Raw genomic sequence first — 26306 nt, 5'->3', positions numbered from 1 at the left:
GGCACCCCCCTCGCTTCGCCCGGACCGTCGCTCCCGCTCGAGGCGACCGTCCCGTAGCGCGTCCTGTATGCCGTCGCTGCTGTGCCGTCGTGCCGCTTTCCCTGTCCTGCCCTCGTCGGCGTCACACACGTCGCGTGCGTTTTCCTGCCCCTCCTTCTAACGCACGTTCCGCGTGAACCGTCACTGGCAGAGTATCGAATGCATATTCGAGAATGGCACTCTCCGCTGACAACACCCCTCGTTCGAGTGACCACTCGCAAGGAATGATCGCCGCTGGCGAGGGGAGATCTTCAACGGGAGGCGGACCGCTCGGGGAAAACGGTCCGAGGGGAATGACCCTGGGAGCTCGGGGCTCCGGGTCAACACAGGGGAGGACAGGCCCCGGTGCCGTACGGCACCGGGGCCCTCCACTCGATCACGGCACATCCGCCCGGCCCCCCTAGGTCATATGCCTCACGCGACAGCCTCGCACGCGCAGCGTCGAAGCGCTGCGATTCGGCACAGGCAATCTTGGATTCGACCAGTTCGACGGAACGCCACAACTGCCCCCACCACCCCGGGAGTTGCGGGCCGACGCTCAGCGCTTGGCGACGAACACGTGGGAGGCGACGTCCGCCTCCAGCTCGGCCGCCTCGCCACCGCTTCCCACCAGCACACCGCCCGCCGACTCCGTCACGCTCACCACCGAACCGGGCTGCACACCCGCCCGACGCAGCGTGTACATCAGCTGTGCGTCCGTCTGGATCGGCTCGCCGATACGGCGGACGACGACCGTCTTGCCGTCCGAGCCGGGATCGAGGTCGGCCAGCGACACCATGCCCTCGTCCAGGAAGGGGTCGGCGTGGTCCTTCTCGCCGAGCTCCTCCAGGCCGGGGATCGGGTTGCCGTACGGCGACTCGGTGGGGTGGCGCAGGAGCTCCAGCACGCGCCGCTCCACGGCCTCGCTCATCACGTGCTCCCAGCGACACGCCTCGGCGTGCACCTGCTCCCACTCCAGGCCGATCACGTCGACGAGCAGACACTCGGCGAGCCGGTGCTTGCGCATCACACGCGTGGCCAGCCGGCGCCCCTCGTCCGTCAGCTCCAGGTGCCGGTCGCTGGCCACGGACACGAGCCCGTCGCGCTCCATCCGGGCCACCGTCTGGCTGACCGTCGGCCCGCTCTGGTCGAGGCGTTCGGCGATCCGGGCGCGCATGGGGACCACGCCTTCCTCCTCCAGCTCGAGGATGGTGCGGAGATACATCTCCGTGGTGTCGATCAGTCCGGACATACGTGCCCCTCGATTAGCTCTGCCGAAGGCTGGACGGCTCTCCGGCGCGTGCGCTGGCCCTGGACTCAATTCTGACGCATACCACCGACAACCGTGCCGCACCGGTGAAACGAGGGGGGTGCGTGGTCGTCGCTGTTGTGGGGGCGCGGTCGTGGACCGGCGGCTTCCTCGCGCCGGGCGGCCGTATTGACACCACACTGGTCCAGACCGCACCGTGATCCGCGACACGGACACCGTCAGAGGCGAAGGGGCCCCGCGGATGAGCGACAGCAAGCCGGCCGGTCAGTTCTTCGATGCCGCGATCGCCCTGCTCCAGCAGGTCCGCGACGAGGAAGCCGAGAACATCGAGGCCGCCGGCACGCTCCTCGCCGACACCGTCGCCTCCGGCGGCCGCCTCTTCGCCTTCGGCGCCGGCCACTCCTCGCTCGCCGCGCAAGACGTCGTCTACCGCGCGGGCGGACTGGCCCTGATGAACCTGCTCGCCGTCCCGGGTGTCGTCGGCGTGGACGTCATGCCTGCCACGCTCGGCTCCGCCCTGGAGCGGGTGGACGGCCTCGCGACCGCGGTCCTCGACTCCTCACCCCTGCGCGAGGGCGACGCCCTGGTGATCATCTCCCTCTCCGGACGCAACGCCCTCCCCGTGGAGATGGCCCTGCACGCCCGCACGCTCGGCGTGAAGGTCATCGGCGTGACCTCGGTGGCGTACGCCTCGCTGACGGAATCCCGGCACTCCTCCGGCACATACCTCAAGGACCACTGCGACCTCGTCCTCGACTCCAAGATCGCGGTCGGCGACGCGGAACTCACCCTCGACACCGTCCCCGCCCCCTTCGCCCCCGCCTCGACAGTCGTCACCTCGGCCCTCCTCCAGGCAGTCATGGCCACCACCGCCACCACCCTCGCCGCCCGCGGCATCGAACCCCCACTCCTGCGCTCCGGCAACGTGGACGGCGGCCACGCCTGGAACACCCGCATCATGGAGCAGTACGGGGACCGGATCTTCTACCGGCACTGAGGCGCGCGTGCGGCTGGGGTCTGGCGCTCGGGCGCGCTTGTGCCGACCTGTGCCGATGGGGTTCGGGCAGAGCCCTTGTGCCGATGGCGTTCGGGCAGAGCTGCCGCGCATGGCGTGGGTTTCCGGAGCTGAGCCGTCCGCGTGCCCACAAGCGTCCCGGCGGGGAAGCCGCGGTCAGTCGTTCTGCTCCCCCACCGCCCCCGCCAGGTCCAGCGCCATGGCGATGCGTACGGCCACGTCCTCCGCGTAGGTCGCGTCGGAGCGTTCGAAGGTGTTGCGGCCGGCGCCGCGCAGGAAGGTCACGACGCCCAGGGTCCGGCCCCGGCTGCGGAGGACCGCGCACAGGGCGTGGACCGCGTCGGACGGCCACTGACGGGCCCGGGCCCACTCGCGGGCCTGCTCGGCCGGCACGGAACCCACGCTGGCCCGGACCGAACCGGACCGCACCACGGACTGCAGCGCCGGGTGGCCCTCGGAGTAGCGGACGGGCAACCCGGCCTGCCCGGTCAGCGCGCTCGGACCGGGCTGGCCGGAGGGGGTCGCGGCGGCGCGTACCAGCCGTACCGGCCCCGCGGTCTCCGCGTCGGTCAGCGACCCGCCCGCCACCCGGTCGATGAGCGCGTGGTCGGCGAAGCCGGCGAGGGCGAAGTCCAGGTGGACGACGGCAGCCTCCGCCGGATCCTCGCACTCGGCGGCCGCCTGTGCCGCCCGGCGCGACTGGTTGGTGCGGAACCGCAGCAGCGCCGCCTCCTGCTCGCCCTGCTTGGCCTCGGTGACGTCCTGGAACAGCCAGCCCACCCCGAGCGGAACCGGTTCCTCCGTGAGCGGCGAGGCCAGCCGCAGGAAGCCGCTGCGCCAGCACCGCCGCTTGTCGCCCTCGGGCGTTCGCACGCTCACCCAGATCTCTGCGGGCGCGGGTGGCGCGCCCTCCGCCAGGACATGGGTGAGGGCGCTCTCCAGTTCCTCGACGCCCTGCGTGAGCAGGTCCCCGAGCGGCCGCCCCAACACGGACGTACGCCCGATACCCAGGGCACGCGCGGCGTGCGCGTTGATCACGGCGGGCCGCAGGTCGGCGTCGACGAGAACGACACCCCAGCTCGCGTCCTCGAACAACGCCTCGCTGAGCGCGATGGACCGCTCCAGGTCGATCTGCGCGTGCACCTCGCTGAAGGCGCAGTACACGCCGGCCGGCTTCCCGTCCGGCCCGTGTACGGCCGCGGACTGCGTCCGCACCAGCACGCGCCCGCCGTCCTTCGTCAACAGCGCGAACTCGTACACCTGCCGTCCGGGGGCGTGCATGGCGGACATCAGCCGCCCCTCCACGTCCTCGGCGTCCGCGCTGCGCACGGCCCAGCCGGCGAAGCCGTGCCGGCCCACGGCCTCGGCCGCGCTCCAGCCGAGGATTCGTTCCGCCTCACGGTTCCAGTGGGTCACGACCCCGTCCGCGTCGAAGGCGCACAGGGCCGCGTCCATCCCGTCGAGCAGCGCGGCGAGCAGATCCGAGCCATCACGCTCATGCTGCTCGGGCTGCTCGGACCCGGTCTGCTCGCGCTCGGGCTCGTCCGGCCCCAGCTCGTCGGTGGTCCCACTACGTCGGGAAGCACTCACCTGGACCCCCTGCAGGCTGCGTCCGCACGCACGACGCGTCGGTTCGCTCACTCGCAATCATTCAACTGGAACGTGATGCAGCCCACATAAGATTCCCGCAAGATTGCAGAAATCGTTGTACGCCGAAATTCACCCCGCCAGCCGCAACGTCAGCCACAGGTCCGTCTCCCCGTCGAGCACGTACCGATCGACCTCGGCAAATCCACGCGTCTCAGCAAACCGGACGCCCTCCTCGTTCTCGGCCAGTACAACCGTCTCGATCACGCCTGCCCCCTGCACGCGCGCGTACGCGACCCCCCGCTCGTACAACGCGGCCCCGAACCCATGCCGCCGGTATTCGGGCAGCACGCGCGCGATGACCGTCGCCACCGCCTCCTCGCCCTCCGGCGGCCGCACGGTCGAACAGCCGACGAGCACATCACCGACGTAGGCGTTCTCCAGGCGATAACGCCCGGCCCGCTCGCGCACCTCGTCAAGGGACATCGCGGCAGGAGGCACGATCACGTTGTGGACGTGCCGCCACTGCTCCAGCGCGCTCTCGCCGACCACGGGCTCGATACGAAGATCAGTCACGACAGCAGCGAACAGCCGGCGCGGCGCGCGGGTCAAGGGGATTGCCGCGTCGCCCCGTGCGGCGCCGGGGCGCGCCGGGCGTACACCTCGATCTCGATCCGCATCCGAGGATCCGCAAGCCCGACCACCATCATCGTCGCCGCCGGCCGCACCACACCGAAGCAGCGACGCAGCACACATGCACCCAGTCCCCGTCCACCACGGCCCGGGCATACCCGATCCGCTCCTCGAACACCGAACCGCTGAGAATGGCACGTCGCTCCGTCATGCCAGAGACGCTAGGTAAGCAGCGGAAGTACGTCTAATACGCGAATATGGACCCTCTGATATCTCTGAGCGTATGGAGCGCCCCGAAGTCCCCCTGCCGCAGCTGCACGCCTTCATGGTCCTCGCCGAGGAACTCCACTTCGGGCACGCCGCCGCCCGCCTCGGCATCGCCCAGCCCCCACTCAGCCAGCAGATCCGCCGCCTCGAGGACAAGGTCGGCCACGCCCTGTTCACCCGCACCCCCGGCCGCATCGCGCTCACCGCAGCCGGCCGGGAGCTCCTCCCCGCCGCCCGCAGCGCCCTCACCGACCTCACGAACGGCCTCGCAGCGGCCCGCGCCGCCGGCAGCGGCCGCACCGGCCACCTCCGCATCGGCTTCGCCGCGTCCCTCGCCCTGACCGTCCTGCCGGGCCTGCTGCGCACCTACCGGGACCGCTTCCCCGACGTCCACCTGGACATCCGCGAAATGACGACGACCCCACAACTGGCCGCCCTGCACGAAGGCACCCTCGACATCGGCCTCGTACGCGAGCCCCCGCCCTCGGACCCCGACCTGTCCTTCCGCACGATCCTGACCGAGCCCTTCGTAGCGGTCCTCCCCAAGTCCCACCCCCTGTCCCCCCACCGCAAGATCTCCCTCCCCGACCTGGCGAACGACCCCTTCGTCCTCCTCCCCCGCGAGGTCGGCCCCGGCCTCCACGACCGCATCACCACCGCCTGCGAGACAGCCGGCTTCACCCCCCACGTCACCCAACAAGCAGTCGAGTGGCAAACGATCTGCGCCCTGGTGGAAGCCGGCCTCGGCGTCTCCCTGGCCCCCTCCGGCATCCGCCACATCCGCCTCAAGGGCGTCACCTTCCGCCCCCTCCAACCACCTACGCCCCGGACCACGGTCGCGGTGGCATGGCGCACGAACGACGAAAACCCCCTGGTGAGCAACCTCTTGGCCGCCGTCACTGTCCGACCGCTCTGACCATCTCGTGCGTGCCGTCATGCCCTCCGGCAAGTGGGCGGGAACGTGGACCGGCCGTATCTCGGCCCGGGTCAGGGGACAGCACAGCATCACGACGCCGACAGGCCGGTTCAACGTCTCGTACTGGAACCTGGAAAAACAGTTGAACGGCTGCCGGGCCGGTTCGTAAGGTGTCGGGCACACGGTGAAAGGAGGTGATCCGGCGAATGTATGGAAACCGGACGCGTGAGGTGGCTGCGGGCTAGCGGCCCGTCACCACATCCAGTGCGGTGCCGGACCAGCGCGTGAGAACGCGTGTCGCCGGCCCAATCTCAAGCAGTCACCCGACCCGCGAGCTGCCGGTACGTCCGGCCGGCTTCTCCTTGTGAGAAACCCAGCTCGCGGGTCGCCTGCGTTTTCCGAGTCCCGTCCGGCGCCTACCGGGAGATGTCCTCGTAGCCCTCGATCTGCCTCGGGTCACGCGGGCCCGGGCCGATGTAGTGGGCGGAGGGGCGGACGAGGCGGCCGGTGCGCTTCTGTTCCAGGATGTGGGCCGACCAGCCCGCGGTGCGGGCGCAGGTGAACATCGAGGTGAACATGTGGGCGGGGACCTCGGCGAAGTCGAGGATGATGGCCGCCCAGAACTCGACGTTCGTCGCCAGGACGCGGTCCGGGCGGCGGTTGTGGAGCTCGTCCAGGGCGGCTTTCTCGAGGGCCTCGGCGATCTCGAAGCGGGGTGCGCCCAGTTCGCGGGCGGTGCGGCGCAGGACGCGGGCGCGGGGGTCCTCGGCGCGGTAGACGCGGTGGCCGAAGCCCATGAGGCGTTCGCCGCGGTCGAGGGCGTTCTTGACGTAGGCCTCGGCGTCGCCGGTGCGTTCGATCTCCTCGATCATGCCGAGGACGCGGGAGGGGGCGCCGCCGTGCAGCGGGCCGGACATGGCTCCTACGGCACCGGAGAGGGCGGCGGCGACGTCGGCGCCGGTGGAGGCGATGACGCGGGCCGTGAAGGTGGACGCGTTCATGCCGTGCTCGGCGGCGGAGGTCCAGTAGGCGTCCACGGCCTTGACGTGCTTGGGGTCGGGTTCGCCGCGCCAGCGGATCATGAAGCGTTCGACCACGGAGTGGGCCTTGTCGATCTCGCGCTGCGGGACCATGGGCCGGCCCTGGCCGCGCGCGGACTGGGCGACGTAGGACAGGGCCATGACGGCGGCGCGGGCGAGGTCCTCGCGGGCCTGTTCGGCGTCGATGTCGAGGAGGGGCTTGAGGCCCCACACGGGTGCGAGCATGGCGAGCGCGGACTGCACGTCGACGCGGATGTCACCGGAGTGCACCGGGATGGGGAACGGCTCGGCGGGCGGCAGGCCGGGGTTGAAGGCGCCGTCGACGAGCAGGCCCCACACGTTGCCGAAGGAGACATGGCCGACCAGGTCCTCGATGTCGACGCCCCGGTACCGGAGGGCGCCGCCCTCCTTGTCCGGTTCGGCGATCTCCGTCTCGAACGCGACGACTCCTTCGAGCCCGGGTACGAAGTCGGACATCAGGCGGCTCCTCGTGAGGTGTACGACAGATGGCGTCCGGGGGATCCGCGGTCGTGTCCGAGACTCGCGGTCCTGGGCGGTCACCCCGGTGATTCCCCCTGCGGTCGGCGGTCACCCGAACCGGGATACCGATCGGGGTGGCATCAGCACCCTAACCCCGGGTGTCATCTTTGGGGAGTGTTCGCGGCACTGAGTGCCAGGCGACGCCAGAAACAGCGGCCCGCCAGAGTCGCGCATGCGGCAAGATGACCGAGTGACCGATCACGACGCCGCCTTCCTCGATCCCGCGGACGACCGGGCTCCCGACCCCGCTTCGATGCGCAAGCAGTACCGGGAGGCGGGGCTCGCCGAGTCCGAGCTGGCCGCCACTCCGGTGGAGCAGTTCGCGCGCTGGTTCAAGCAGGCCGCGACGGAGGCGCACCTCTTCGAACCCAACGCGATGATCGTCTCCACGGCGGACGCCGAGGGCCGGCCCTCCTCCCGTACGGTGCTGCTGAAGCAGTTCGACGAGCACGGCTTCGTCTTCTACACGAACTACGACTCCCGCAAGGCCCGTGACCTGGCCGAGAACCCGTACGTCTCGCTGCTGTTCCCGTGGCATCCGATGGCACGGCAGGTCATCGTGCGGGGCGTGGCACGGCGGACGGGCCGGGACGAGACGGCCGCCTACTTCCGCACCCGGCCGCACGGCTCCCAGCTGGGCGCCTGGGCGAGCGTCCAGTCCTCGGTGATCTCCTCCCGCGCCGACCTGGACGCCTCCTACGCCGAGCTGGAGGCCCGGTATCCCGAGGGTGAGCAGGTGCCGGTGCCGCCGCACTGGGGTGGTTTCCGGGTGGCGCCGCAGTCGGTGGAGTTCTGGCAGGGGCGGGAGAACCGGCTGCACGACCGGTTGCTGTACGTGGCACAGGTGGACGGGAGCTGGCGGGTGGAGCGGCTCAGTCCGTGAGGCGGTCGGCCCCTCGGGGGCTCATACCTTGCCCGGCAGGAACGCCGTACGGCGCCCGCCCAATAGCTCGGTCATGCGGGCGCGGAACTCCTCGCTGAGCGCGGGCCAGTTCCAGAACTGGAAGCCGAGATGGACGAAGGCCAGGTGGTCGTCGGTCCAGTCCCACTCGGGCAGCGGGGCGGACTCGGCGCAGGCGGCGCACTCGGCGTCGGCCGTGCCCGTCTCGTACCAGACGTCCATCACGGTGGACACGTGCGACGACCAGACCGGGTCGTCGGGATCGGCGGCCGTCCCGCAGCGCGGGCAGATCGCCGTCGCCCCCTTGTTGGTGTTGAAGTTGCTGTAGAAGACGTGCCGCTCGGTGTGGACGGCGACGCCCTCCGGTGCGCCCCAGCGGGCGTGGGTGACCGCCTTGTGCCAGTTCGGGCCGGGTGGGTGGGCCGGATGGTCCCCCAGGGCCCAGCCGGGCTCCGCCTCGGCGAGCACGATGCCCTCGGCCACGAGCCACTCCACCACGGGCCGGGCGAGGCTCGGTGCGTCCTGTGGACCCGCGTAACGGTCGACGATCGTCTGGTAGGTGTCCCCCATGCCCGAACCGTAAGACCCGCCACTGACAACGGGCCCGGCACGGCCGACCTCGGCGTCAGCCCAGCGTCTCCTCCAGCAGTCCCGCCCACTGAGCGACCACCCGTTCCCGGCGGCTCTTGTCGTCGGTGAGGAGGTTGGCGAGGCCCAGGCCGCGCGCCATGTCGAGCAGCCCCTGGACGGTCTCGCGGACACCGGGCACGGACTCGTCGGCGCCGAGCAGTTCCACGGCTATCCGGTGGGTCTCGCGGCCCACGCGGGCCTCCAGCTCGGTCACGCGCGGGCGCAGCTGTTCCTCGTTGGAGGCGGCCACCCACAGGTGGAGGGCCGCCCGGAAAAGGGGGCCGGTGTAGAGGTCGACGAGGGCGGCGACGACGGCGTGGCGCTCGGCCCCGCCTTCGGGGAACAGGGCGCGCAGAGCGGTCGAGCGTTCCTCGGCGACGTACTCGACGGCCGCGGTGAACAGGTCCTCGCGGGTGGGGAAGTGGTGCTGGGCGGCGCCGCGGGAGACACCGGCGCGTTCGGCGACGACGGAGACGGTGGAACCCGCCCAGCCGTGTTCGGCCAGGCAGGCCACGGCGGCTTCCAGGAGCCGCTGCCGGGTGGCACGGCTGCGGTCCTGCTTGGGAACGCGCTCGGCGCGTTCGACACGGTCCACGTGACCCGCGTGATCGACGCGGTCGGCACGTTCGTCACGTGCGCCGGCTGACCCGGGGGTCGTGGTCACAGCACCCATGAGGGATCCCGTCGTTCGAGGAAGGCCGCCATCCCCTCGCGAGCCTGCGGGGCGGCGAACAGCCGGGCCGAGAGCGCGGTGAGGTCGGCCGCGTCCCGGTCGAATGTTTCCAGCACCCTAGCTGTGAGCAGCCGTTTCGTTTCTGCCAGGGCCTGGGGTGCGGCTCGGCGCAAGCCGTCGAGGACGGGGGCCAGTACGGCGTCCACGTCGTCGGCGGTCGCGGTGAGCAGGCCGATGCGGGTGGCCTCGGCCGCGTCGAAGCGTTCGCCGGTGAGGTAGTAGCGGGCGAGGGCCCTGGGGTCGGTGCGTGGCAGGAGCGGCAGGGAGATCACCGCGGGTGCCACGCCGATCCGTACCTCGGTGAACGCGAAGGTCGCCCCGTGGGCCGCGGCGGCGATGTCGCAGGCGCCGAGCAGGCCGAGGCCGCCCGCGCGGACGTGTCCCGTGACGCGGGCGACTACGGGTTTGCTCAGGTCGAGGATCTGGCGGAGTAGATCCACGAGCGCGTCGGGGTGGGGAGGGTCGCGCAGGTCGGCGCCCGCGCAGAAGGTGGTGCCGGTGTGGGTGAGGACGACCGCGCGGACCTCGCCGTCCTTCGCGCTGTCGGTCAGCGCGTCGGCGAGTTCGCCGACGAGGGCCGCGGAGAGGGCGTTGCGGTTGCCGGGCGAGTCGAGGCTGAGGGTGGTGATGCCGCGTTCGTCGGTGCGGCCGATGAGGGTCATGCCGGCTCCCTGAGCTGTCGGCGCAGGATCTTGCCGGAGGCGGCGCGTGGGACGGCGTCGATGAAGGTGACCTTGCGGACGCGCTTGTAGGGGGCGACGCGTTCGGCGACGTACATCATGACCTCTCCTTCGGAGAGGTCGGTGGCGGCGGGCTGGCGGACCACGTGGGCGTGCGGGACTTCGGTGCCGTCTTCGTTGTAGGCGCCGATGACGGCGGCGTCGGCGATACCGGGGTGGGTGAGCAGGAGTGCCTCGAGTTCGGCGGGGGCCACCTGGAAGCCCTTGTACTTGATGAGTTCCTTGACCCGGTCGACGACGAAGAGCCAGCCGTCGGCGTCGACGTGTCCGACGTCGCCGGTGTGCACCCACCCGTCGGTGTCGATCATGGCGGTGGTGGCCTCGGGGCGGCCCAGGTAGCCCTTCATGACCTGGGGGCCGCGGATGAGGATCTCGCCGGACTCGCCGACGCCGAGGTCCTTGTCGGGGTCGTCGAGGGAGACGATGCGCATCTCGGTCCCGGCGATGAGTCTGCCGACGGTGCCGGCGGGGGCGTCGCGCATGGCGTCCAGGGGGACGACGTGGGTGCCGGGCGACAGTTCCGTCATGCCGTAGGCCTGACCGACGGGCGGCAGGCCCAGGCGCTGGGAGCAGGCGGCGGCGAGCTTGGCGTCGAGGGGCGCCGCGGCGCTGACGATGTACTTCAGCGACGACAGGTCGTACTGCGCGACGGCGGGGTGTTTGGCCAGGGCGAGGACGATCGGCGGGGCGACGTACAGGCTGGTGATGCGGTGGTTCTGGATCGCGGCGAGGAACGTGTCCAGTTCGAAGCGGGGCAGGACGACGACGGTGGCGCCGAGCCTGAGCGGGGCGTTCATCAGGGCGGTCAGGCCGTAGATGTGGAAGAACGGCAGGACGGCGAGGACGCGGTCGCCGGAGCGGTCGGCGAGGGCCGGTTCGAGCTGGGCTAGGTTGGTGGCGATCTGGCGGTGGGTGAGCATCACGCCCTTGGGGGTGCCGGTGGTCCCCGACGAGTACGGCAGCGCGGCGACGTCCCGCGCGGGGTCGATGTCGACCACCGGCTCCGGGGCGGCCGAGGCGAGCATGTCGATCAGGGAGCGGTGTCCGGGCGCACTGTCGCAGACGAAGATCTCCCGCACCCCGCCCGCGATCTCGGCGGCCCGGCGCGCCGTCTCCAGCAGCGGTGAGACGGTGACGATCCAGCGGGCCGAGGAGTCGCCGAGCTGTTTGGCGAACTCCTCCGGAGTGGCGAGCGGGTGCACGAGGGTGACAGAGGCACCCGCGCGCGTGGCGCCGTAGAACGCCGTCGGGAAGGCGATGGTGTTGGGGCTGTGCAGGGCGAGGACATCGCCCTTGCGCACGCCCGCCTCGGCGAGAGCGGCGGCGATTCTGCGGTGGAAACGGTCCAGTTGCTCGTATGTGAGCGTGGTGCCGTCCGTGCCGTCGACGAGCGCGGGCGCGTCACCGAACTCGGCCGCCCGGGCGAGGACGGCTTCATGGATGGGGAGCTCGATGGCGGGAACGTCTGCGTACTCGCTGCGGAACATGGGTTCCTCCTCGCACAACGGCGTGTCGGATCAGTACGACTTGGGCAGGCCCAGGGTCTGGTGGGAGACGTAGTTCAGAATCATCTCCCGGCTCACCGGGGCTATACGGGCCACACGCGCGGCTGTTATCAACGAGGCGAGGCCGAACTCGCGCGTGAGGCCGTTGCCGCCGAGGGTGTGCACGGCCTGGTCCACGGCCTTCACACAGGCCTCCCCCGCCGCGTACTTCGCCATGTTGGCCGCCTCACCCGCCTCCGTGTCGTCCCCGGCGTCGTACAGATGAGCCGCCTTCTGCATCATCAGGCGGGCCAGTTCGAGATCGATGTGCGCCTGGGCGAGGGGGTGCGCGATGGCCTGGTGGGCACCGATGGGGCTGTTCCAGACCGTGCGGTCGCGCGCGTAGCCGACGGCCTGCGCGAGGGCGTAGCGGCCCATGCCGATCGCGAACGCGGCCGTCATGATCCGCTCGGGGTTGAGCCCCGCGAACAGCTGCAGCAAGCCCGCGTCCTCGTCGCCGACGAGCGCGTCGGCGGGCAGCCGTACGTCGTCCAGGACCAGCTCGAACTGCTTCTCCGCGGCGTTCAGCTCCATGTCGATGGGCCGCCGCTGGAAGCCCTCGGCGTCACGCGGGACGATGAACAGGCAGGGCTTGAGGCGTCCCGTGCGGGAGTCCTCCGTCCGGCCGACGATGAGGGTCGCGTCGGCGATGTCGACACCCGAGACGAAGACCTTGCGGCCGGTCAGCACCCAGTCCGCGCCGTCGCGGCGGGCGGTGGTGGCGATGCGGTGGCTGTTGGAGCCGGCGTCGGGTTCGGTGATGCCGAAGGCCATGATGCGGGTGCCGTCGGCGATTGCGGGGAGCCAGGCGCGTTTCTGTTCCTGTGTGCCGAAGCGGGCGATCACCGTGCCGCAGATCGCCGGGCTGACGATCAGCATGAGGAGGGGGGCGCCTGCGGTTCCGAGTTCCTCGAGGACGATGGAGAGCTCTGCGATGCCGCCGCCTCCGCCGCCGTATGCCTCCGGCAGGTTGACGCCGAGGTAGCCGAGCTTGGCGGCTTCCTGCCAGAGCTCTGTGGGGTAGCGGCCCTCGTCCACGACCTGCGTGAGGTAGGTGCGGCCGTAGCGCTTGCCGAAGGTGGCTACCGCTGTGCGGAGTGCCTTGTGCTCGTCGGATTCGATGAGAGTGGTCATTTGAGCGGCTCCTCGAAGTGCGGCTTCGTTGTGGCTGGTCGCGCAGTTCCCCGCGCCCCTAGGTCGACTGCACTACCGCTAGCACCGTGCCGAGCTCCACCTGTTGTCCGGGGGTCACCTGTAGGTCCGTCAGCTTGCCTGTGACCGGTGCGGAAATGACGTGTTGCATCTTCATCGCTTCGAGCCACACGAGCGGTTCGCCGACCTGGACACTCGATCCGGTGATGAGACCGTCCGCGATCTTGACGACTGTGCCGGGCATCGGCGCCAGGAGGGAGCCGGGGACGCGCTGCTCGGTCGGGGCGGGGAAGCGGGGCAGGGCCGTGAGGCGTGAGGCGTTGACGTGGACCTCGTCGCCGTACCTGGCCACCTCGAACCTGCGCCGGACGCCGTCCACCTCCAGAATCACGAGCCGCGGGTCGGTGTGCAGTACGTGCACGCCGTCCGCCACCAGGCCCTTCCTCGTGTGCTGGTAGTGGACCTCGTGCTCCTCGCCCGCCATGGCATAGCGCTTGATCTGGGGCTGGGAGGACAGGTTGCGCCAGCCGCCGAAGCGGGAGCGGCCGTGGGTGTCGGCGAGGGCTGCCGCCAGCGGGGCGTGCGGGTCGGGCGCCGACGCGGTGAGGGTCGTGAGGTGGCGGTCGTAGAAGCCCGTGTTCATCCGGGCCGTCGTGAACTCCTCGTGGCGCAGGGAGCGGATCAGGAGGTCGCGGTTGGTCACCGGGCCGTGGATCGTGGCCTGCTCCAGCGCGCCCGCCAGTTTGCGGATCGCCTCCGCACGGGTGGGGGCGTGGGCGATGACCTTGGCGAGCATGGGGTCGTAGTGGACGCCGATGGAGTCGCCGTCGTCGAAGCCCGTGTCCAGGCGGACGCCCTCGGGGACGGTGAGGCGGTGCAGCGTGCCGGTCTGGGGCGTCCAGTCGTTCGCCGGGTCCTCGGCGTACAGGCGCGCCTCGATCGCGTGGCCACGCGCGTGTGGACGCTCCGAGGGCAGGGCGTGTCCCTCGGCGACGCGGAGTTGCTCCGCCACCAGGTCCAGGCCGAAGACGGCCTCGGTGACGGGGTGTTCGACCTGGAGGCGGGTGTTCATCTCCAGGAAGTGCGCCTTGCCGTCGGCGACCAGGAACTCGACGGTTCCCGCGCCGACGTAGTCGACGGCTCGGGCGGCGTGCACGGCCATCTCCTCCAGCGCCTGGGTGACGTCGGGTGTCAGCCCGGGTGCCGGGGCCTCCTCGATCACCTTCTGGTGGCGGCGCTGGAGGGAACAGTCGCGGGTGCCGAGGGCCCAGACCGTGCCGTGGGTGTCGGCGAGGATCTGCACCTCGATGTGCCGGCCCTGCTCCACGTACGGCTCGACGAAGACCTCGCCGTCCCCGAAGGCGCTCGCCGCCTCGGCACGGGCACCCTCCAACGCGGCGTCCAGCTCCTCCAGTCGGCGTACGACGCGCATCCCGCGCCCGCCTCCGCCCGCGGCCGCCTTCACCAGGACCGGCAGGTCGGTCTCGGTGACCGTGCGCAGGGGTTCGAGCCCCATCAACCTCTTGGCGCGTGTCTTGGACGCCATCGCCTCGATCGCCTCCGGGGGCGGGCCGACCCAGACGAGCCCCGCGTCGAGGACGGCCCGCGCGAAATCGGCGTTCTCGGAGAGGAAGCCGTAGCCGGGGTGGACGGCGTCCGCGCCGGCCGCGAGCGCCGCCTTCACGATCAGGTCACCGCGCAGATACGTCTCCGCCGGCGCCGCCCCCGGCAGCCTTACCGCCGTGTCGGCCACGCGCACGTGGAGGGCGTTTTCGTCGGCGTCCGAGGAGACGGCGACCGTCCGGATTCCCCACTCACGGCAGGTGCGGAAGATGCGGCAGGCGATCTCGCCCCGGTTGGCCACGAGCACAGAAGTGATCACTGAAGGGTCCCTCACATCCGGAAGACGCCGAAGCCGCCCCGCACGCCCTCGAAGGGAGCCGTGTGGAGGGCGGACAGGCACAGGCCGAGGACGGTACGGGTGTCGCGCGGGTCGATGACCCCGTCGTCGTAGAGGCGCCCGGAGAGGAACATCGGCAGCGACTCGGACTCGATCTGCTGCTCCACCATGGCGCGCAGGGCCGCGTCGCCCTCCTCGTCGTACGGCTGCCCCTTCGCGGCGGCCGACTGCCGGGCGACGATCGACAGGACGCCCGCGAGCTGCTGCGGCCCCATCACGGCCGACTTGGCGCTGGGCCAGGCGAACAGGAAGCGCGGGTCGTAGGCACGCCCGCACATGCCGTAGTGCCCGGCGCCGTACGACGCCCCCATGAGGACCGACAGGTGCGGGACCCGCGAATTGCTCACCGCGTTGATCATCATCGCGCCGTGCTTGATGATGCCGCCCTGCTCGTACTCGCGGCCGACCATGTAGCCGGTGGTGTTGTGCAGGAACACCAGCGGGACGTCCCGTTGGTTGGCAAGCTGGATGAACTGGGCTGCCTTCTGGGACTCCTCGCTGAACAGGACGCCCTGGGCGTTCGCCAGCACGCCGACGGGATAGCCGTGCAGGGTCGCCCAACCGGTTGCCAGGCTCGTCCCGTACAGCGGCTTGAACTCGTCGAAGTCGGAGGCGTCCACGACCCGGGCGATGACCTCGCGCGGGTCGAAGGGGGTCTTGAGGTCCCCGGGGACGATGCCCAGCAGCTCGTCCTCGTCGTACTTGGGAGGCGCGGCCGGCCCCGGATCCTCGTACGCCTTCCGGTGGTTGAGCCGGGCCACCACCCGCCGGGCCTGCCGCAGCGCGTCCCGCTCGTCGACGGCGAAGTAGTCCGCGAGCCCCGACACGCGCGCGTGCATGTCGGCACCGCCCAGCGACTCGTCGTCGCTCTCCTCCCCGGTGGCCATCTTGACCAGCGGCGGCCCCCCGAGGAACACCTTCGCCCGTTCCTTGACCATGATCACGTGGTCGGACATCCCAGGGATGTACGCACCGCCGGCGGTCGAGTTCCCGAACACGACGGCGACGGTCGGGATCCCGGCCGCCGACAGCCGGGTCAGATCCCGGAAGATCGCGCCTCCGGGGATGAAGATCTCCTTCTGGGAGGGAAGGTCGGCGCCTCCCGACTCCACCAGGCTGATGCAGGGCAACCGGTTGGCGAGGGCGATGTCGTTGGCACGAAGGGCCTTTTTCAGGCTCCAGGGGTTGCTTGCGCCGCCACGTACGGTCGGGTCGTTGGCGGTGATCAGACACTCCACGCCCTCGACGACACCGATCCCGGTGACGAGCGACGCCCCGACGGCGTACTCACTCCCCCACGCGGCCAGCGGCGACAGCTCCAGGAAGGGCGTGTCGGGGTCGAGCAGCAGCTCGATGCGCTCGCGGGCGAGGAGTTTGCCCCGCTTGCGATGCCTGGCCACGTACTTCTCCCCGCCGCCCGCCAACGCCTTCGCGTGCTCGGCGTCCAGTTCGGTGAGCTTGGCGAGCATGGCTTCGCGGTTCGCCGCGTACTCGGCACCCTGGGTGTCGAGCCGGGAGTCGATGACGGTCACAGCAGGGCCTCCGGGATGTCCAGGTGGCGGGAGCGCAACCATTCCCCGAGGGCCTTGGCCTGCGGGTCGAAGCGGTGCTGGGAGGCGACGCCTGCCCCGAGAATCCCTTCGACGACGAAGTTCAGGGCGCGGAGGTCGGGGAGGGTGTGCCGGGTGACGGGCAGTGCGCGGCTCTCGGGGACGAGTTGCCGGAAACGCTCGACGGTCAGGGTGTGTGCGAGCCACCGCCAGGCGTCATCCGTCCGCACCCACACGCCGACGTTGGCGTCCCCACCCTTGTCCCCGCTGCGGGCACCGGCGACGAGCCCGAGCGGAGCCCTTTTCGTGGGCCCCGACGGCGGGGGCAGTGGCAGGGGCGGCTCCGGTACGTCGTCGAGTACGAGGCTCTCGGCGGGCGCGGGAACGGGGACGCGGCGCCCGTCGTTGAGTACGGCGACGTGCTCGACGTCGCCCTGGGGGACGAACGCGGCCTCGAACACCCCGTAGGGCGAGCCCTTGCCGGGCGGGGCGAGCACATGGAACCCGGGGTAGCTCGCCAACGCCAGCTCCACGGCGGCGCCGCTCAACGCCCGCCCCACGACCGCCTGGTCGGGATCGCGCACGACGAGCCGCAGGAGCGCGCTCGCGGTCTCTTCGCAGTCGGCGTCGGGACGGTCGGTGCGGACGAGGTCCCAGCGCACCTCCTGCGGGCGGGACTTGGAGAAACCGTCGGCCTCCATCTGTTCCCGCACCAGTGCCGCCTTGGCCTCGATGTCGAGGCCGGTGAGGACGAAGGCGACCTCGTTGCGGTAACCGCCGACGCGAGTGCGGCCGACCTTGAGGGTCGGGGGCGGGGCCTCCCCGCGCACGCCCTCGATCCGCACCCGGTCGGGCCCGTCCTGGGTGAGCCGTACGGTGTCCAGGCGGGCGGTGACGTCGGGTCCCGCGTACCGGGCGCCCCGCGTCTCGTACAACAGCTGGGCGGTCACCGTGCCGACGTCGACGAAGCCGCCGGTGCCGGGGTGTTTGGTGATGACACAGGTGCCGTCCTCGTGCAGCTCGGCGAGCGGGAAGCCGGGCCGGCGCGCGTCCCCGTCCCGGAAGAACGCGTAGTTGCCGCCGGTGGCCTGCGCCCCGCACTCCAGTACGTGGCCGGCGACGACCGCGCCGGCGAGCCGGTCGTGGTCGGTGGGGGCCCAGCCGAAGTGGGCGGTGGCGGGGCCGGTGACCAGCGCCGCGTCCGTCACCCGCCCGGTGATCACGAGGTCGGCGCCCTCCCGCAGGCAGGCGGCGATGCCGTGGCCGCCGAGGTAGGCGTGGGCGGTGAGGCTGCCGGGGTGGCGAGGGGTGAGGTCGTCGCCCTCGACGTGCGCGACGCGTACGGGGATGCCGAGACGGTCTGCCAACTGTCGTACGGCGTCGGCGAGTCCGGCGGGATTGAGGCCGCCGGCGTTGGTGACGATACGGACGCCTCGGTCGTGGGCGAGGCCGAGGCATTCCTCCAGTTGCCGCAGGAAGGTGCGGGCGTATCCGGCGCCGGGGTCCTTCATGCGGTCGCGTCCGAGGATCAGCATGGTCAGCTCGGCGAGGTAGTCGCCGGTGAGGACGTCGAGCTCGCCGCCGGTGAGCATCTCGCGCATCGCGTCGAAGCGGTCGCCGTAGAAGCCGGACGCGTTGCCGATGCGCAGGGTCACGGGGCGGCCTCCTTGGGCGGACGTCCGGTACCGGGCGGGCCCGCGAAGGCCTGGGCGATGTCCAGCCACCGGTCGGCGTCGGGGCCCTGGACGCGGAGAGCGAGGTCGGCGCGGTGAGCGCGCTGGGTGACGAGAAGGCAGAAGTCGAGAGCGGGGCCGGTGACGCGTTGGGGTGCGTCCTCGGGGCCGTGCGTCCACAGGGCGCCGGACGGGGCGGCGAGTTCGACGCGGAAGTCGTCGGTGGGTGGGGTGAGCCCGTGCACGCCGAAGGCGAAGTCGCGGGTTCGTACGCCGATGCGGACGATGTGCCGGAGGCGGTCGGTCGGCGTGGGGGCGGCTCCGAGCGCGTCGGCCACGTCGAGGCCGTGGGCCCAGGTCTCCATGAGGCGGGCGGTGGCCATGGAAGCGGCGGACATGGGCGGGCCGTACCAGGGGAAGCGGGCGCCGGGCGCGGAGTTGCGCAAGGCGGCGTCGAGGGCGGCGCGTCCTTCCCGCCAGCCGGCCAGTATCTCGCCGGGCGGAAGCTCGGCGCCTTCCTCCGCGCCCTCGTCCACGAACGAATCGGGTGCGGCGAGCGCTCGCTCGACCAGCGCGCGGAAGCCCTTCTCGTCGGTCACCGCCACCAGGGCCGAGCGGTCGGTCCAGGCGAGGTGCGCGATCTGGTGGGCGACGGTCCAGCCGGGGGCGGGGGTCGGGAGCGCCCACTGCTCCCCACTCAACTCGGCCACGAGCAGGTCGAGTTGCTCACTTTCCGCACGCAGGTCGTCGAACACGGGTGTCGGATCGGACATGGGGGGAGCATGGCAGCGGCTCCAGAAACAATCAAGCGTGCTTGCATTATTAAGTTTCCACAACATCGCGCCTGAAATGACGTGACCGTCGGGGCCACGCCTCGCCTGCACGCCGGGCGGGCTTGGCGGCTTGCGGGCCGGTGGGGGGTGCGCGCCAGCGGGTGGCGGCACGCCGGTGGGTTTAGCGTCTGCGGCCAGTGGGGCGCGGGTGGGCCGAAGTCGCTGCCAGGCAGCGTGCCGGTACTGGGATCGGTGAAGTTGGGCCGGCCTGCAGCCCGCTGATGCACTGCACTCGGCCCAGCCCCTGGCACAAACCCTCCGACACACCCCTGCTCGAAACGCCACAGCCCGCCTTCGTCCCCCGCACCCAGCGATTGGCGGATCTGGGCCACCCTGCCAGGGCAAAACCCGAGGTGGACAACTCCACACGGGCATACATCCGCCAATCCCCCTCCGAGGCCCGCCAGCCAACCCGACATCCGCTGCCGACAAGCTCACCCGGCGTGCCGCCACCCCGCCGACGCGTACCCCCCACTGGCCGCAGACGCCAAACCCACCCGGCGTGCAGCCGAGGCGCGACCGCGTCCCGCAACCCCGGCCCGCAACGCAACCCACTCAAGGGACCGGCATACCTGAGCCACCCGCTCCTCCCCCGGCCACCCGCTCGCTTCTCACCCGTGCTGGAGCGAGCCGAGTCAAGGGTGGCTCGAAGGGCCATCGCCGAAGGCGACGCGAAGCGCCCTTTACTCGGGGCGCGGAAGCACGACACTGGCAAAGAAGCGGGCGGCCTCAACGGCCACCTCGCTGCCCACAGGGCGATGGCGGCCACACCTGTACCGGGCGGACGCGCAGACCTAGGCTTCCCGCATGGTCCTTAAGTGTGTGGGCTTCGCTTTGTTCGTCGTCGCTGTGTCGGGGCTCGGCTGGGGTGTCTCGGGGTTGGTGGAGCACACCGGATGCCCGGGCGAGCGCAGTCGTTGCCCGGGGTCGCCCGAGGTGCTGAAGTACTTCGCCGCTGTGATGATCTGCGGGTTCGGCCTGGTTCCGGGGTTCCTTGCGGCTCTCCGTACGAACGACTGGCGTCCCGTGCTCGGCATGCCCGTGGGGGCGGTGATCGGGTCCGGGATCGCGCTGTGGCACGGGCGGACGCTCGGGTACTGGATCCTGGTGGTCGCCCTCCTGATGGGGGCGAGCGCGCTCACGTTCGTCGTGCGTGCCGGACTCGCGGGCCTCTCACCGTCGAACCAGGCCCCCGGACGCTGACCGGAGCCGGGGCCCGGCTCAGCCTTCCTCCGGGCGGGGCGCCTCCCCCCGCCCCACCTGCGTCCGTACCGCCCCCATGCTCGCCGCGATGACCAGGGCGATCGCTGCCGCCTCCATGGCGGACAGGGTCTGGTTCAGGACGACGAAGCCCGCTGTGGCTGCGATGGCTGGTTCGAGGCTCATCAGGATCGCGAACGTCGACGCGGGCAGGCGGCGTAGGGCCAGCAACTCCAGCGTGTAGGGCAGTACGGACGACAGCACCGCCACGCCCGCGCCCAGCGCGACCGTCACCGGGTCCAGCAGCTTCGTCCCCGACTCCGCGATGCCCAGCGGCAGGAACAGCACCGCCGCGACCCCCATGGCGAGGGCGAGGCCGTCGGCCTGGGGGAAACGGCGGCCCGTGCGGGCGCTGAAGATGATGTACGTCGCCCACATCGCGCCTGCCGACAGGGCGAAGGCGACGCCCACGGGGTCGAGGTCGGAGAAGCCACCGCCGCCGAGCAGGAAGACGCCTGCGAGGGCGAGACCGGCCCAGACGACGTTGATCGCGCGGCGGGACGCGAGGACGGAGAGGGCGAGCGGGCCGAGGACCTCCAGGGTGACCGCGGTGCCCAGGGGGATGCGGTCGACGGCCTCGTAGAAGAGGCCGTTCATCGCGCCCATGGTGATGCCGAAGACGACGACCGTGCCCCAGTCGGTGCGGGAGTGACCGCGCAGGCGCGGGCGGCAGACCAGGAGGAGGACCGCGGCCGCCACGAGCAGCCGCAACGTCACCACGCCCAGCGCGCCCGCCCGCGGCATCAGGGTCACCGCCAGGGCGCCGCCGAACTGCACGGAGACGCCCCCTGCGAAGACCAGGCCGACAGGGCCGAGTGAGCGTCGCCCCCGCGGGCCGCCGCCCACCGGGCCGGGGGCGGTCGGCGTGGGGGTGGTGGAGAGGGGGGAGGAGGAGGATGCGGCGGTGCTGGGCGTGCTCACGGGCGTTCCAGTGCGGGGCTCGGGGATTCGTTCATCTGGATGTACTGCGCAGTCCACGGTAATGGACTGACGTCAGGCCCGTAAACCCGATAAACACCTGACGCTCTATCGTCGCGCCATATACACATCCAGCACCTTCTGCAGCACCCGGTTCAGCGCGAAGTCCCACTCCCCCAGGTACTCCACCGCCTCTCCGCCCGTCCCCGCCTTGAAGCGGAGCAGCCCGAGCAGGTGGTTGGACTCCTCCAGGGTGTCCGTGATGCCCCGCAGGTCGTACACGGCGGCGCCGAGCTCGTGGGCGTCGCAGATCATGCGCCACTGCATGGCGTTGTTCGGCTGGACCTCGCGCTTGCGGCTGGTGGAGGCGCCGTAGGAGTACCAGACGTGCTCGCCGACCGTCAGCATCGTGGCGGCGGCGAGGACCTCGCCGTCGTGGTGGGCGAGATAGAGCCGCATACGGTCGGGGTCCTCGGCGGTGAGCGCGGTCCACATGCGCTGGAAGTAGGGCAGCGGGCGCGGGACGAACCGGTCGCGTTCGGCGGTCTCGGTGTACAGCTCGTAGAAGACCGGCAGGTCGTCCAGGCCCCCACGGACGATCTTCACGCCCGCCTTCTCCGCCTTCTTGATGTTGCGCCGCCACTGCTGGTTCAGCCCGCTGTGGACCTCCTCCAGGCTCTGCCCCGCGAGCGGCACCTGGAAGACGTACCGCGGCTGCCCGGCCGCGAAGCCGTCCTCGCCGCCCGGCTCGCTCTGCCGCCAGCCCGCGCGGCGCAGCCGGTCGGCGACCTCGACGGCGCGCGGATCGTGCGAGGTCGCCTCCGCGTCCCCCAGCCGCCGCGCCCCCGGATCGGCGATCGCCGCCTTGACCGCGTCCGCACTCCACTTCCGTACGACGACGGGCGGCCCCATCTTCACCGAGAAGGCGCCCCGCCGTCTGAGGTACGCCAGCATGGGTGCCAGCCAGCGGTCGAGGTCGGGCGCGAACCAGTCGATCACCGGGCCCTCGGGCAGGTAGGCGAGGTACTTCTTCAGCTTCGGCAACGGCCGCAGCAGCACGAGCCCCACCCCGACGAGCCGCCCGCCACCGCCTGCGCCCTCGCCCTCGCCCTCCTCGAACCACCCCAGGCTCTCCGCCCGCCAGTCCGGCTTCACGTCCCCCCAGGAGGGGATCTGCATGTGGCTGGCGGAGCCGCGGGCCGCGACGAAGGCCAGGTGCTCGTCGCGGCCGATGGGCTGGACGCGGAGGGTCATGGGTGGGGCTCCTCACGGTGGCTGGACGGTTAACCGAACCGGCTGAACCTGCCAGCCTAGGAGGTCACCCCCGTCCGTCCCGTGGCGCGAACACCTCCAGCGCGTCGGCGTCGGTGGCCCGCGCGTGCAGGAAGTAGTCGGCCCACTCCGCGATCTCCGGGTACGCGCACTCCGCGACGAGCCGGGCGACGGCCGCCGGGATGTCGTACGGCGTCACCCTCAGGTCGACACCCGGCCCCAGCAGGCACCAGTGGGCACCCTGACGGCCGTACGGCATGCCGACGCTTCCGGGGTTGACCACCTGTCGGCCGTGGGCGAGGCGGACGTACGGCATGTGGGTGTGGCCGCAGACCACGGTGCGCACGGCGGTGTCGAGGCCGGTGAAGACCTCCGACCAGCGGGCGAGCCGGGAGTCGACGAGGACGATCTCCTCGTCGTCACGCGGGGTGGCGTGGCAGAAGAGGACCGTGCCGAGACCGCGGACGTCCAGGGTCAGTGTCTTGGGCAGGCCCGCGAGGAAGTCCACCTGGTCCTCACGGAGCGCGGACGCGGCGTACGGGCCGATCGGGTCCGGGATGTCGTCCCGGTCGCCCCGGCGGTACTCGACGAGCTCGCGGTCGGCGTTGCCCGCGAGCCACAGCACGCGGTCGCCCTGCTTGCGCAGCAGGTCCAGCACCTCGGCCGGCTGCGGGCCCGCCGTGATGTCGCCGGTGAGCACGATCCGCTCGGCGGCGACGACCTCGGGCTCGGCGAGGACGGCTTCCAGGGCGGGTAACACGCCGTGGATGTCGGAGAGGACGGCGACCCGGCTCAGCTCACTCACTCATCTCTCCCAACGCCTCCGCCAGCACCTCCGCCAGGTGCCTCCCCGGCACCCCCGCCAGCTGTTCCAGCTGCGTACGGCAGGAGAACCCGTCCGCGAGGACCACCGCTCCCTCCCCCGCGCCCCGTACCGACGGCAGCAGTTGCTCCTCCCCGCAGGCGCTCGACACATCGTAGTGGCCCCTCTCGAAGCCGAAGTTGCCCGCGAGGCCGCAGCAGCCGCCGCTCAGCTCGCCGGTCAGGCCCGCGGCGGCGCGCAGGCGGCGGTCGGGGGCGTCGCCGAGGACCGCGTGCTGGTGGCAGTGGGTCTGGCCGACGGCGGGGCGGTCGACGCGGGGCGGGGTCCAGTCGGGGGCGTGGCGCTCCAGGGCTTCCGCGAAGGTCAGCACGCGCGCGGCCAGGCGGGCCGCGCGCGGGTCGTCGTGCAGCAGCTCCGGCAGGTCCGTGCGGAGCGCGGCCGCGCAGCTCGGCTCCAGTACGACGACCGGTGCGGAGGTTTCCAGGACCGGTGCCATCAGGTCGAGAGTGTGGCGCATCACCGCGCGGGCGCGGTCGAGTTGGCCGGTCGACACGTAGGTGAGGCCGCAGCAGACGCGGCCCCGGCCACGGAGGAGGGCGGGCAGGGCCCAGGCGCTCGACCGGTCCCGCCCCCGTGGGGGTGCCGGCCGTACCGGCGGGGGCAGCGTCACCCGCAACCCGGCCGCCTCCAGCACCCGTACGGCCGCCTGCCCCACGGACGGCGACAGGTGCTCGGTGAAGGTGTCCGGCCACAGGACGACGAGGTCGCCGTGGGGGGCGACCCGCCCCCGTCTGCGCCACCACCTGCTGAACGTCTCCGGCGCCACCCGCGGTATCCCCCGCTCGGCCGCGATCCCGCCGAGCCGCTTGGCCGCCCGCGCCAGCACAGGCACGGAGGCGAGCGCGTTGACCACCGGCGCGGTACGACTGCGTGCCACCGCCCGCAGCCACACCGGCAGCCATCCCATGCTGTAGTGGGCGGCCGGGCGGCGGCGGCCGGCGTAGTGGTGGTGGAGGAACTCCGCCTTGTACGTGGCCATGTCGACGTCGACCGGGCAGTCGGAGCGGCAGCCCTTGCAGGACAGGCACAGGTCGAGCGCGTCCCGGACCTCCGTGGAGCGCCAGCCGTCGGTGACCAGCTCACCGGCGAGCATCTCGTGCAGCAGCCGGGCACGCCCGCGCGTGGAGTGCGCCTCCTCGCCGGTCGCCCGGAAGGACGGGCACATGACGGCGGACCCCGACACGGATGTCGTACGGCATTTCGCGACCCCGACGCACCGGCGTACCGCCGCCGAGAAGTCGCCGCCGTCCGCCGGGTAGCCGAAGGCGACGTCGACGGGCTCGCGGGGCAGGACGGAGAAGCGGAGGTCGGCGTCCAGGGGGGCGGGCCGTACGAGCATCCCCGGGTTGAGGAGGTCGTCGGGGTCCCACACCCCCTTGGCCCGCTCGAAGAGGGCCACCATCTCCTCGCCGTACATCTTCGGCAGCAGCTCCGCCCGCGCCTGCCCGTCCCCGTGCTCCCCGGACAGCGAGCCGCCGTGGGCGACGACCAGCTCGGCCAGCTCCTCGGAGAAGCGGCGGAAGCGGCCGATGCCCGTCTCGGTGAGGAGGTCGAAGTCGATACGGACGTGGATGCAGCCGTCCCCGAAATGTCCGTACGGGGTGCCGCGCAGGCCGTGGGCGGACAACAGGCCCCGGAAGTCCCGCAGGTACGCGCCGAGCCGGGCCGGCGGCACCGCGCAGTCCTCCCATCCCGGCCAGGCTTCGCTCCCGTCCGGCATCCGGGTCGCCGTGCCGCTCGCGTCCTCGCGGATGCGCCACAGGGCGCGCTGCCCGGCCGCCTCGGTGACGACCAGGGCGTCGACGACGTCGGCGGCATGCACGATCGCCTCCGCACGCGCGCGTGCCTCGTCCGGCGACTCCCCGCCGGTCTCCACGAACAGCCAGGCCCCGCCCTTGGGCAGCCCGGCCCCCGGCGGCACCAGGTCGGCCGCCATGCCTTCCACCGTGAGCGGGCCGTGCGGCAGCAGGCCGGCCGCGGCCTCGGCGGCGGCGCCCTCGTCGGCGTAGCCCAGCACGGCCAGCGCACGCGCGCGTGGCGCCTCGACGAGCCGTACGACCGCTTCTGTCAGCACGCCCAGCGTGCCCTCCGAGCCGCAGAAGCCGCGGGCCACGTCGGCGCCCTTCTCCGGCAGCAGCGCGTCCAGCGCGTAGCCGGAGATACGGCGGGGCAGCTCCGGGAAGCCGGTGCGCAGGCGGGCCAGCTCGCCGTCGACCAGTTCCCGCAGCCCGTCCGGCGCTCCGGCCCACCCCTGCCCGAGCCGCAGCCGCCGCCCCCGCACGGTGACCACCGACAGTTCGCGCACACTGTCCGCGGTCGTGCCCCACGCCACCGAGTGCGAGCCGCACGAGTTGTTGCCGATCATCCCGCCCAGCGTGCAACGGCTGTGGGTGGACGGGTCGGGACCGAAGCGGAGCCCGTGCGGGCCGGCGGCCTCCTGGAGGCGGTCGAGCACGAGCCCCGGCTGCACGACGGCCGTGCGCGCGTCCGCGTCGAGCGAGACGAGGCGGTTCATGTACCGGGTGAAGTCCAGCACCACGCCCGTGCCGGTGGCCTGCCCGGCGATCGAGGTACCGCCGCCTCTGGGGACGACCGGCACGCCGTGCGTACGACACACCTCCAGCACGGCCGCGACGTCATCGCCGTCCCTCGGCGCCACGACGCCCAGCGGGACCCGCCGGTAGTTGGACGCGTCCATGGTGACCAGTGCCCGGGAGGTGACGTCGAAGCGGACGTCACCCCGGACGACCTTGCGCAACTCTGCCTCAAGATCCGTCATGCCCCCAGCAAACCAGCTCACGCCAGGCCGTCACAGAGCGTCCGGCGACCGCGCACGAGGCCACATCAGCCACCCCCTCTCAGCTCGTCCGGTGATTGAGGACGAGGCCGTTCAGGCCGAAGCGGGGGTCTGGGGGCGACAGCCCCCAGGTCTACGGCCACACCAACACCGTCTCACCCGACGGACGAGGTT

Annotated in this window: 21 protein-coding genes and 1 pseudogene; 4 read left to right on the top strand and 18 right to left on the bottom strand. The window is 71.7% G+C overall.

Features of this window, described 5'->3' with window-relative positions; genetic code table 11:
• Nucleotides 1–577 precede the first annotated feature (577 nt).
• Nucleotides 578–1270 (bottom strand): iron-dependent transcriptional repressor DtxR, encoded by a 693-nt coding sequence (locus tag AC067M_RS10855; protein ID WP_133928997.1) that lies wholly within the window; start codon nt 1268–1270, stop codon nt 578–580.
• Between the two features lie 259 nt (nt 1271–1529).
• Here AC067M_RS10855 and AC067M_RS10850 point away from each other — a divergent pair, with 259 nt between their 5' ends.
• Complete coding sequence (locus AC067M_RS10850) at nt 1530–2285, top strand: SIS domain-containing protein (RefSeq protein ID WP_478696670.1); 756 nt, start codon at nt 1530–1532, stop codon at nt 2283–2285.
• A 174-nt stretch (nt 2286–2459) separates the two neighbouring features.
• On the opposite strand, the gene AC067M_RS10845 is transcribed toward AC067M_RS10850, so the two are convergent.
• The 3 genes and pseudogenes from AC067M_RS10845 to AC067M_RS10835 form a co-directional block, all read right to left on the bottom strand.
• Entirely contained in the window at nt 2460–3893 is a 1434-nt protein-coding gene (locus AC067M_RS10845; protein ID WP_478696669.1) for a PAS domain-containing protein, read from the bottom strand.
• Nucleotides 3894–4022: 129 nt separating this feature from the next.
• Nucleotides 4023–4502, bottom strand: coding sequence for a GNAT family N-acetyltransferase (locus tag AC067M_RS10840; protein WP_478696668.1), 480 nt, complete (start codon nt 4500–4502; stop codon nt 4023–4025).
• A pseudogene (locus AC067M_RS10835) lies at nt 4499–4734 on the bottom strand (RidA family protein). The gene AC067M_RS10840 and the pseudogene AC067M_RS10835 overlap by 4 nt, the downstream one beginning before the upstream one ends.
• A gap of 72 nt (nt 4735–4806) precedes the next feature.
• Here AC067M_RS10835 and AC067M_RS10830 point away from each other — a divergent pair.
• Nucleotides 4807–5706, top strand: a complete 900-nt coding sequence (locus tag AC067M_RS10830; protein ID WP_478696667.1) for a LysR family transcriptional regulator — start codon at nt 4807–4809, stop codon at nt 5704–5706.
• Nucleotides 5707–6122: 416 nt separating this feature from the next.
• Here AC067M_RS10830 and AC067M_RS10825 read toward each other — a convergent pair whose 3' ends face one another.
• Nucleotides 6123–7223 carry a citrate synthase 2 gene (locus AC067M_RS10825; RefSeq protein ID WP_478696666.1) on the bottom strand — a complete coding sequence of 367 codons (1101 nt, stop codon included), beginning with the start codon at nt 7221–7223 and terminating at the stop codon, nt 6123–6125.
• 235 nt (nt 7224–7458) lie between these two features.
• Here AC067M_RS10825 and pdxH point away from each other — a divergent pair, with 235 nt between their 5' ends.
• Complete coding sequence (gene pdxH, locus AC067M_RS10820) at nt 7459–8169, top strand: pyridoxamine 5'-phosphate oxidase (RefSeq protein ID WP_478696665.1); 711 nt, start codon at nt 7459–7461, stop codon at nt 8167–8169.
• 21 nt (nt 8170–8190) lie between these two features.
• Here pdxH and AC067M_RS10815 read toward each other — a convergent pair whose 3' ends face one another.
• Genes AC067M_RS10815 through AC067M_RS10775 form a run of 9 tightly spaced genes read right to left on the bottom strand, consistent with a single transcriptional unit; the run spans nt 8191 to nt 18942 of the window.
• The gene (locus AC067M_RS10815; protein WP_478696664.1) at nt 8191–8757 is read right to left on the bottom strand and encodes a hypothetical protein; all 567 of its coding nucleotides are present in this window, start codon (nt 8755–8757) and stop codon (nt 8191–8193) included.
• A 55-nt stretch (nt 8758–8812) separates the two neighbouring features.
• Nucleotides 8813–9490 (bottom strand): TetR/AcrR family transcriptional regulator, encoded by a 678-nt coding sequence (locus tag AC067M_RS10810; protein ID WP_478696663.1) that lies wholly within the window; start codon nt 9488–9490, stop codon nt 8813–8815.
• Entirely contained in the window at nt 9478–10212 is a 735-nt protein-coding gene (locus tag AC067M_RS10805) for an enoyl-CoA hydratase family protein (protein WP_478696662.1), read from the bottom strand. The genes AC067M_RS10810 and AC067M_RS10805 overlap by 13 nt, the downstream gene beginning before the upstream one ends.
• Entirely contained in the window at nt 10209–11777 is a 1569-nt protein-coding gene (locus AC067M_RS10800) for a 4-coumarate--CoA ligase family protein (protein WP_478696661.1), read from the bottom strand. Before AC067M_RS10800 ends, AC067M_RS10805 begins: the two co-directional genes overlap by 4 nt.
• 30 nt (nt 11778–11807) lie before the next feature.
• On the bottom strand, nt 11808–12968 hold the full coding sequence (locus tag AC067M_RS10795) for an acyl-CoA dehydrogenase family protein (protein WP_478696660.1): 1161 nt from the start codon (nt 12966–12968) through the stop codon (nt 11808–11810).
• Nucleotides 12969–13026: 58 nt separating this feature from the next.
• Nucleotides 13027–14868 (bottom strand): acetyl/propionyl/methylcrotonyl-CoA carboxylase subunit alpha, encoded by a 1842-nt coding sequence (locus tag AC067M_RS10790; protein WP_478696659.1) that lies wholly within the window; start codon nt 14866–14868, stop codon nt 13027–13029.
• Between the two features lie 11 nt (nt 14869–14879).
• On the bottom strand, nt 14880–16520 hold the full coding sequence (locus AC067M_RS10785; protein ID WP_478696658.1) for an acyl-CoA carboxylase subunit beta: 1641 nt from the start codon (nt 16518–16520) through the stop codon (nt 14880–14882).
• Complete coding sequence (locus AC067M_RS10780) at nt 16475–18151, bottom strand: acyclic terpene utilization AtuA family protein (protein WP_478696657.1); 1677 nt, start codon at nt 18149–18151, stop codon at nt 16475–16477. The genes AC067M_RS10785 and AC067M_RS10780 overlap by 46 nt, the downstream gene beginning before the upstream one ends.
• Nucleotides 18148–18942, bottom strand: a complete 795-nt coding sequence (locus AC067M_RS10775) for a TIGR03084 family metal-binding protein (protein ID WP_478696656.1) — start codon at nt 18940–18942, stop codon at nt 18148–18150. Before AC067M_RS10775 ends, AC067M_RS10780 begins: the two co-directional genes overlap by 4 nt.
• 867 nt (nt 18943–19809) lie before the next feature.
• On the opposite strand from AC067M_RS10775, the gene AC067M_RS10770 reads away from it, so the two are divergent.
• Complete coding sequence (locus tag AC067M_RS10770) at nt 19810–20205, top strand: hypothetical protein (RefSeq protein WP_478696655.1); 396 nt, start codon at nt 19810–19812, stop codon at nt 20203–20205.
• Between the two features lie 18 nt (nt 20206–20223).
• On the opposite strand, the gene AC067M_RS10765 is transcribed toward AC067M_RS10770, so the two are convergent.
• The 4 genes from AC067M_RS10765 to AC067M_RS10750 all read right to left on the bottom strand — a co-directional run bounded on the left by AC067M_RS10765 (nt 20224) and on the right by AC067M_RS10750 (nt 26114).
• A complete protein-coding gene (locus tag AC067M_RS10765) occupies nt 20224–21183 on the bottom strand; it encodes an EamA family transporter (RefSeq protein ID WP_478696654.1) in 960 nt (319 codons plus the stop codon).
• Nucleotides 21184–21288: 105 nt separating this feature from the next.
• Nucleotides 21289–22434, bottom strand: coding sequence for a lipid II:glycine glycyltransferase FemX (locus AC067M_RS10760; RefSeq protein WP_478696653.1), 1146 nt, complete (start codon nt 22432–22434; stop codon nt 21289–21291).
• Nucleotides 22435–22498: 64 nt separating this feature from the next.
• Nucleotides 22499–23257, bottom strand: a complete 759-nt coding sequence (locus tag AC067M_RS10755; RefSeq protein ID WP_478696652.1) for a metallophosphoesterase family protein — start codon at nt 23255–23257, stop codon at nt 22499–22501.
• Nucleotides 23250–26114, bottom strand: coding sequence for an FAD-binding and (Fe-S)-binding domain-containing protein (locus tag AC067M_RS10750; RefSeq protein WP_478696651.1), 2865 nt, complete (start codon nt 26112–26114; stop codon nt 23250–23252). The genes AC067M_RS10755 and AC067M_RS10750 overlap by 8 nt, the downstream gene beginning before the upstream one ends.
• Nucleotides 26115–26306: the final 192 nt, after the last annotated feature.

Source organism: Streptomyces sp. NPDC043427, from assembly GCF_056436655.1.
Note: the sequence above shows the minus strand (reverse complement) of the source record. Positions and strands in the feature narration are given on the sequence as shown.

Coding starts and splice junctions, on each gene's coding strand:
- AC067M_RS10855 (WP_133928997.1), bottom strand. CDS start 1,270: ATGTCCGGACTGATCGACACCACGGAGATGTATCTCCGCACCATCCTC.
- AC067M_RS10850 (WP_478696670.1), top strand. CDS start 1,530: ATGAGCGACAGCAAGCCGGCCGGTCAGTTCTTCGATGCCGCGATCGCC.
- AC067M_RS10830 (WP_478696667.1), top strand. CDS start 4,807: ATGGAGCGCCCCGAAGTCCCCCTGCCGCAGCTGCACGCCTTCATGGTC.
- AC067M_RS10825 (WP_478696666.1), bottom strand. CDS start 7,223: ATGTCCGACTTCGTACCCGGGCTCGAAGGAGTCGTCGCGTTCGAGACG.
- pdxH (WP_478696665.1), top strand. CDS start 7,459: ATGCGGCAAGATGACCGAGTGACCGATCACGACGCCGCCTTCCTCGAT.
- AC067M_RS10815 (WP_478696664.1), bottom strand. CDS start 8,757: ATGGGGGACACCTACCAGACGATCGTCGACCGTTACGCGGGTCCACAG.
- AC067M_RS10810 (WP_478696663.1), bottom strand. CDS start 9,490: ATGGGTGCTGTGACCACGACCCCCGGGTCAGCCGGCGCACGTGACGAA.
- AC067M_RS10805 (WP_478696662.1), bottom strand. CDS start 10,212: ATGACCCTCATCGGCCGCACCGACGAACGCGGCATCACCACCCTCAGC.
- AC067M_RS10800 (WP_478696661.1), bottom strand. CDS start 11,777: ATGTTCCGCAGCGAGTACGCAGACGTTCCCGCCATCGAGCTCCCCATC.
- AC067M_RS10795 (WP_478696660.1), bottom strand. CDS start 12,968: ATGACCACTCTCATCGAATCCGACGAGCACAAGGCACTCCGCACAGCG.
- AC067M_RS10785 (WP_478696658.1), bottom strand. CDS start 16,520: ATGGTTGCGCTCCCGCCACCTGGACATCCCGGAGGCCCTGCTGTGACC.
- AC067M_RS10775 (WP_478696656.1), bottom strand. CDS start 18,942: ATGTCCGATCCGACACCCGTGTTCGACGACCTGCGTGCGGAAAGTGAG.
- AC067M_RS10770 (WP_478696655.1), top strand. CDS start 19,810: ATGGTCCTTAAGTGTGTGGGCTTCGCTTTGTTCGTCGTCGCTGTGTCG.
- AC067M_RS10760 (WP_478696653.1), bottom strand. CDS start 22,434: ATGACCCTCCGCGTCCAGCCCATCGGCCGCGACGAGCACCTGGCCTTC.
- AC067M_RS10750 (WP_478696651.1), bottom strand. CDS start 26,114: ATGACGGATCTTGAGGCAGAGTTGCGCAAGGTCGTCCGGGGTGACGTC.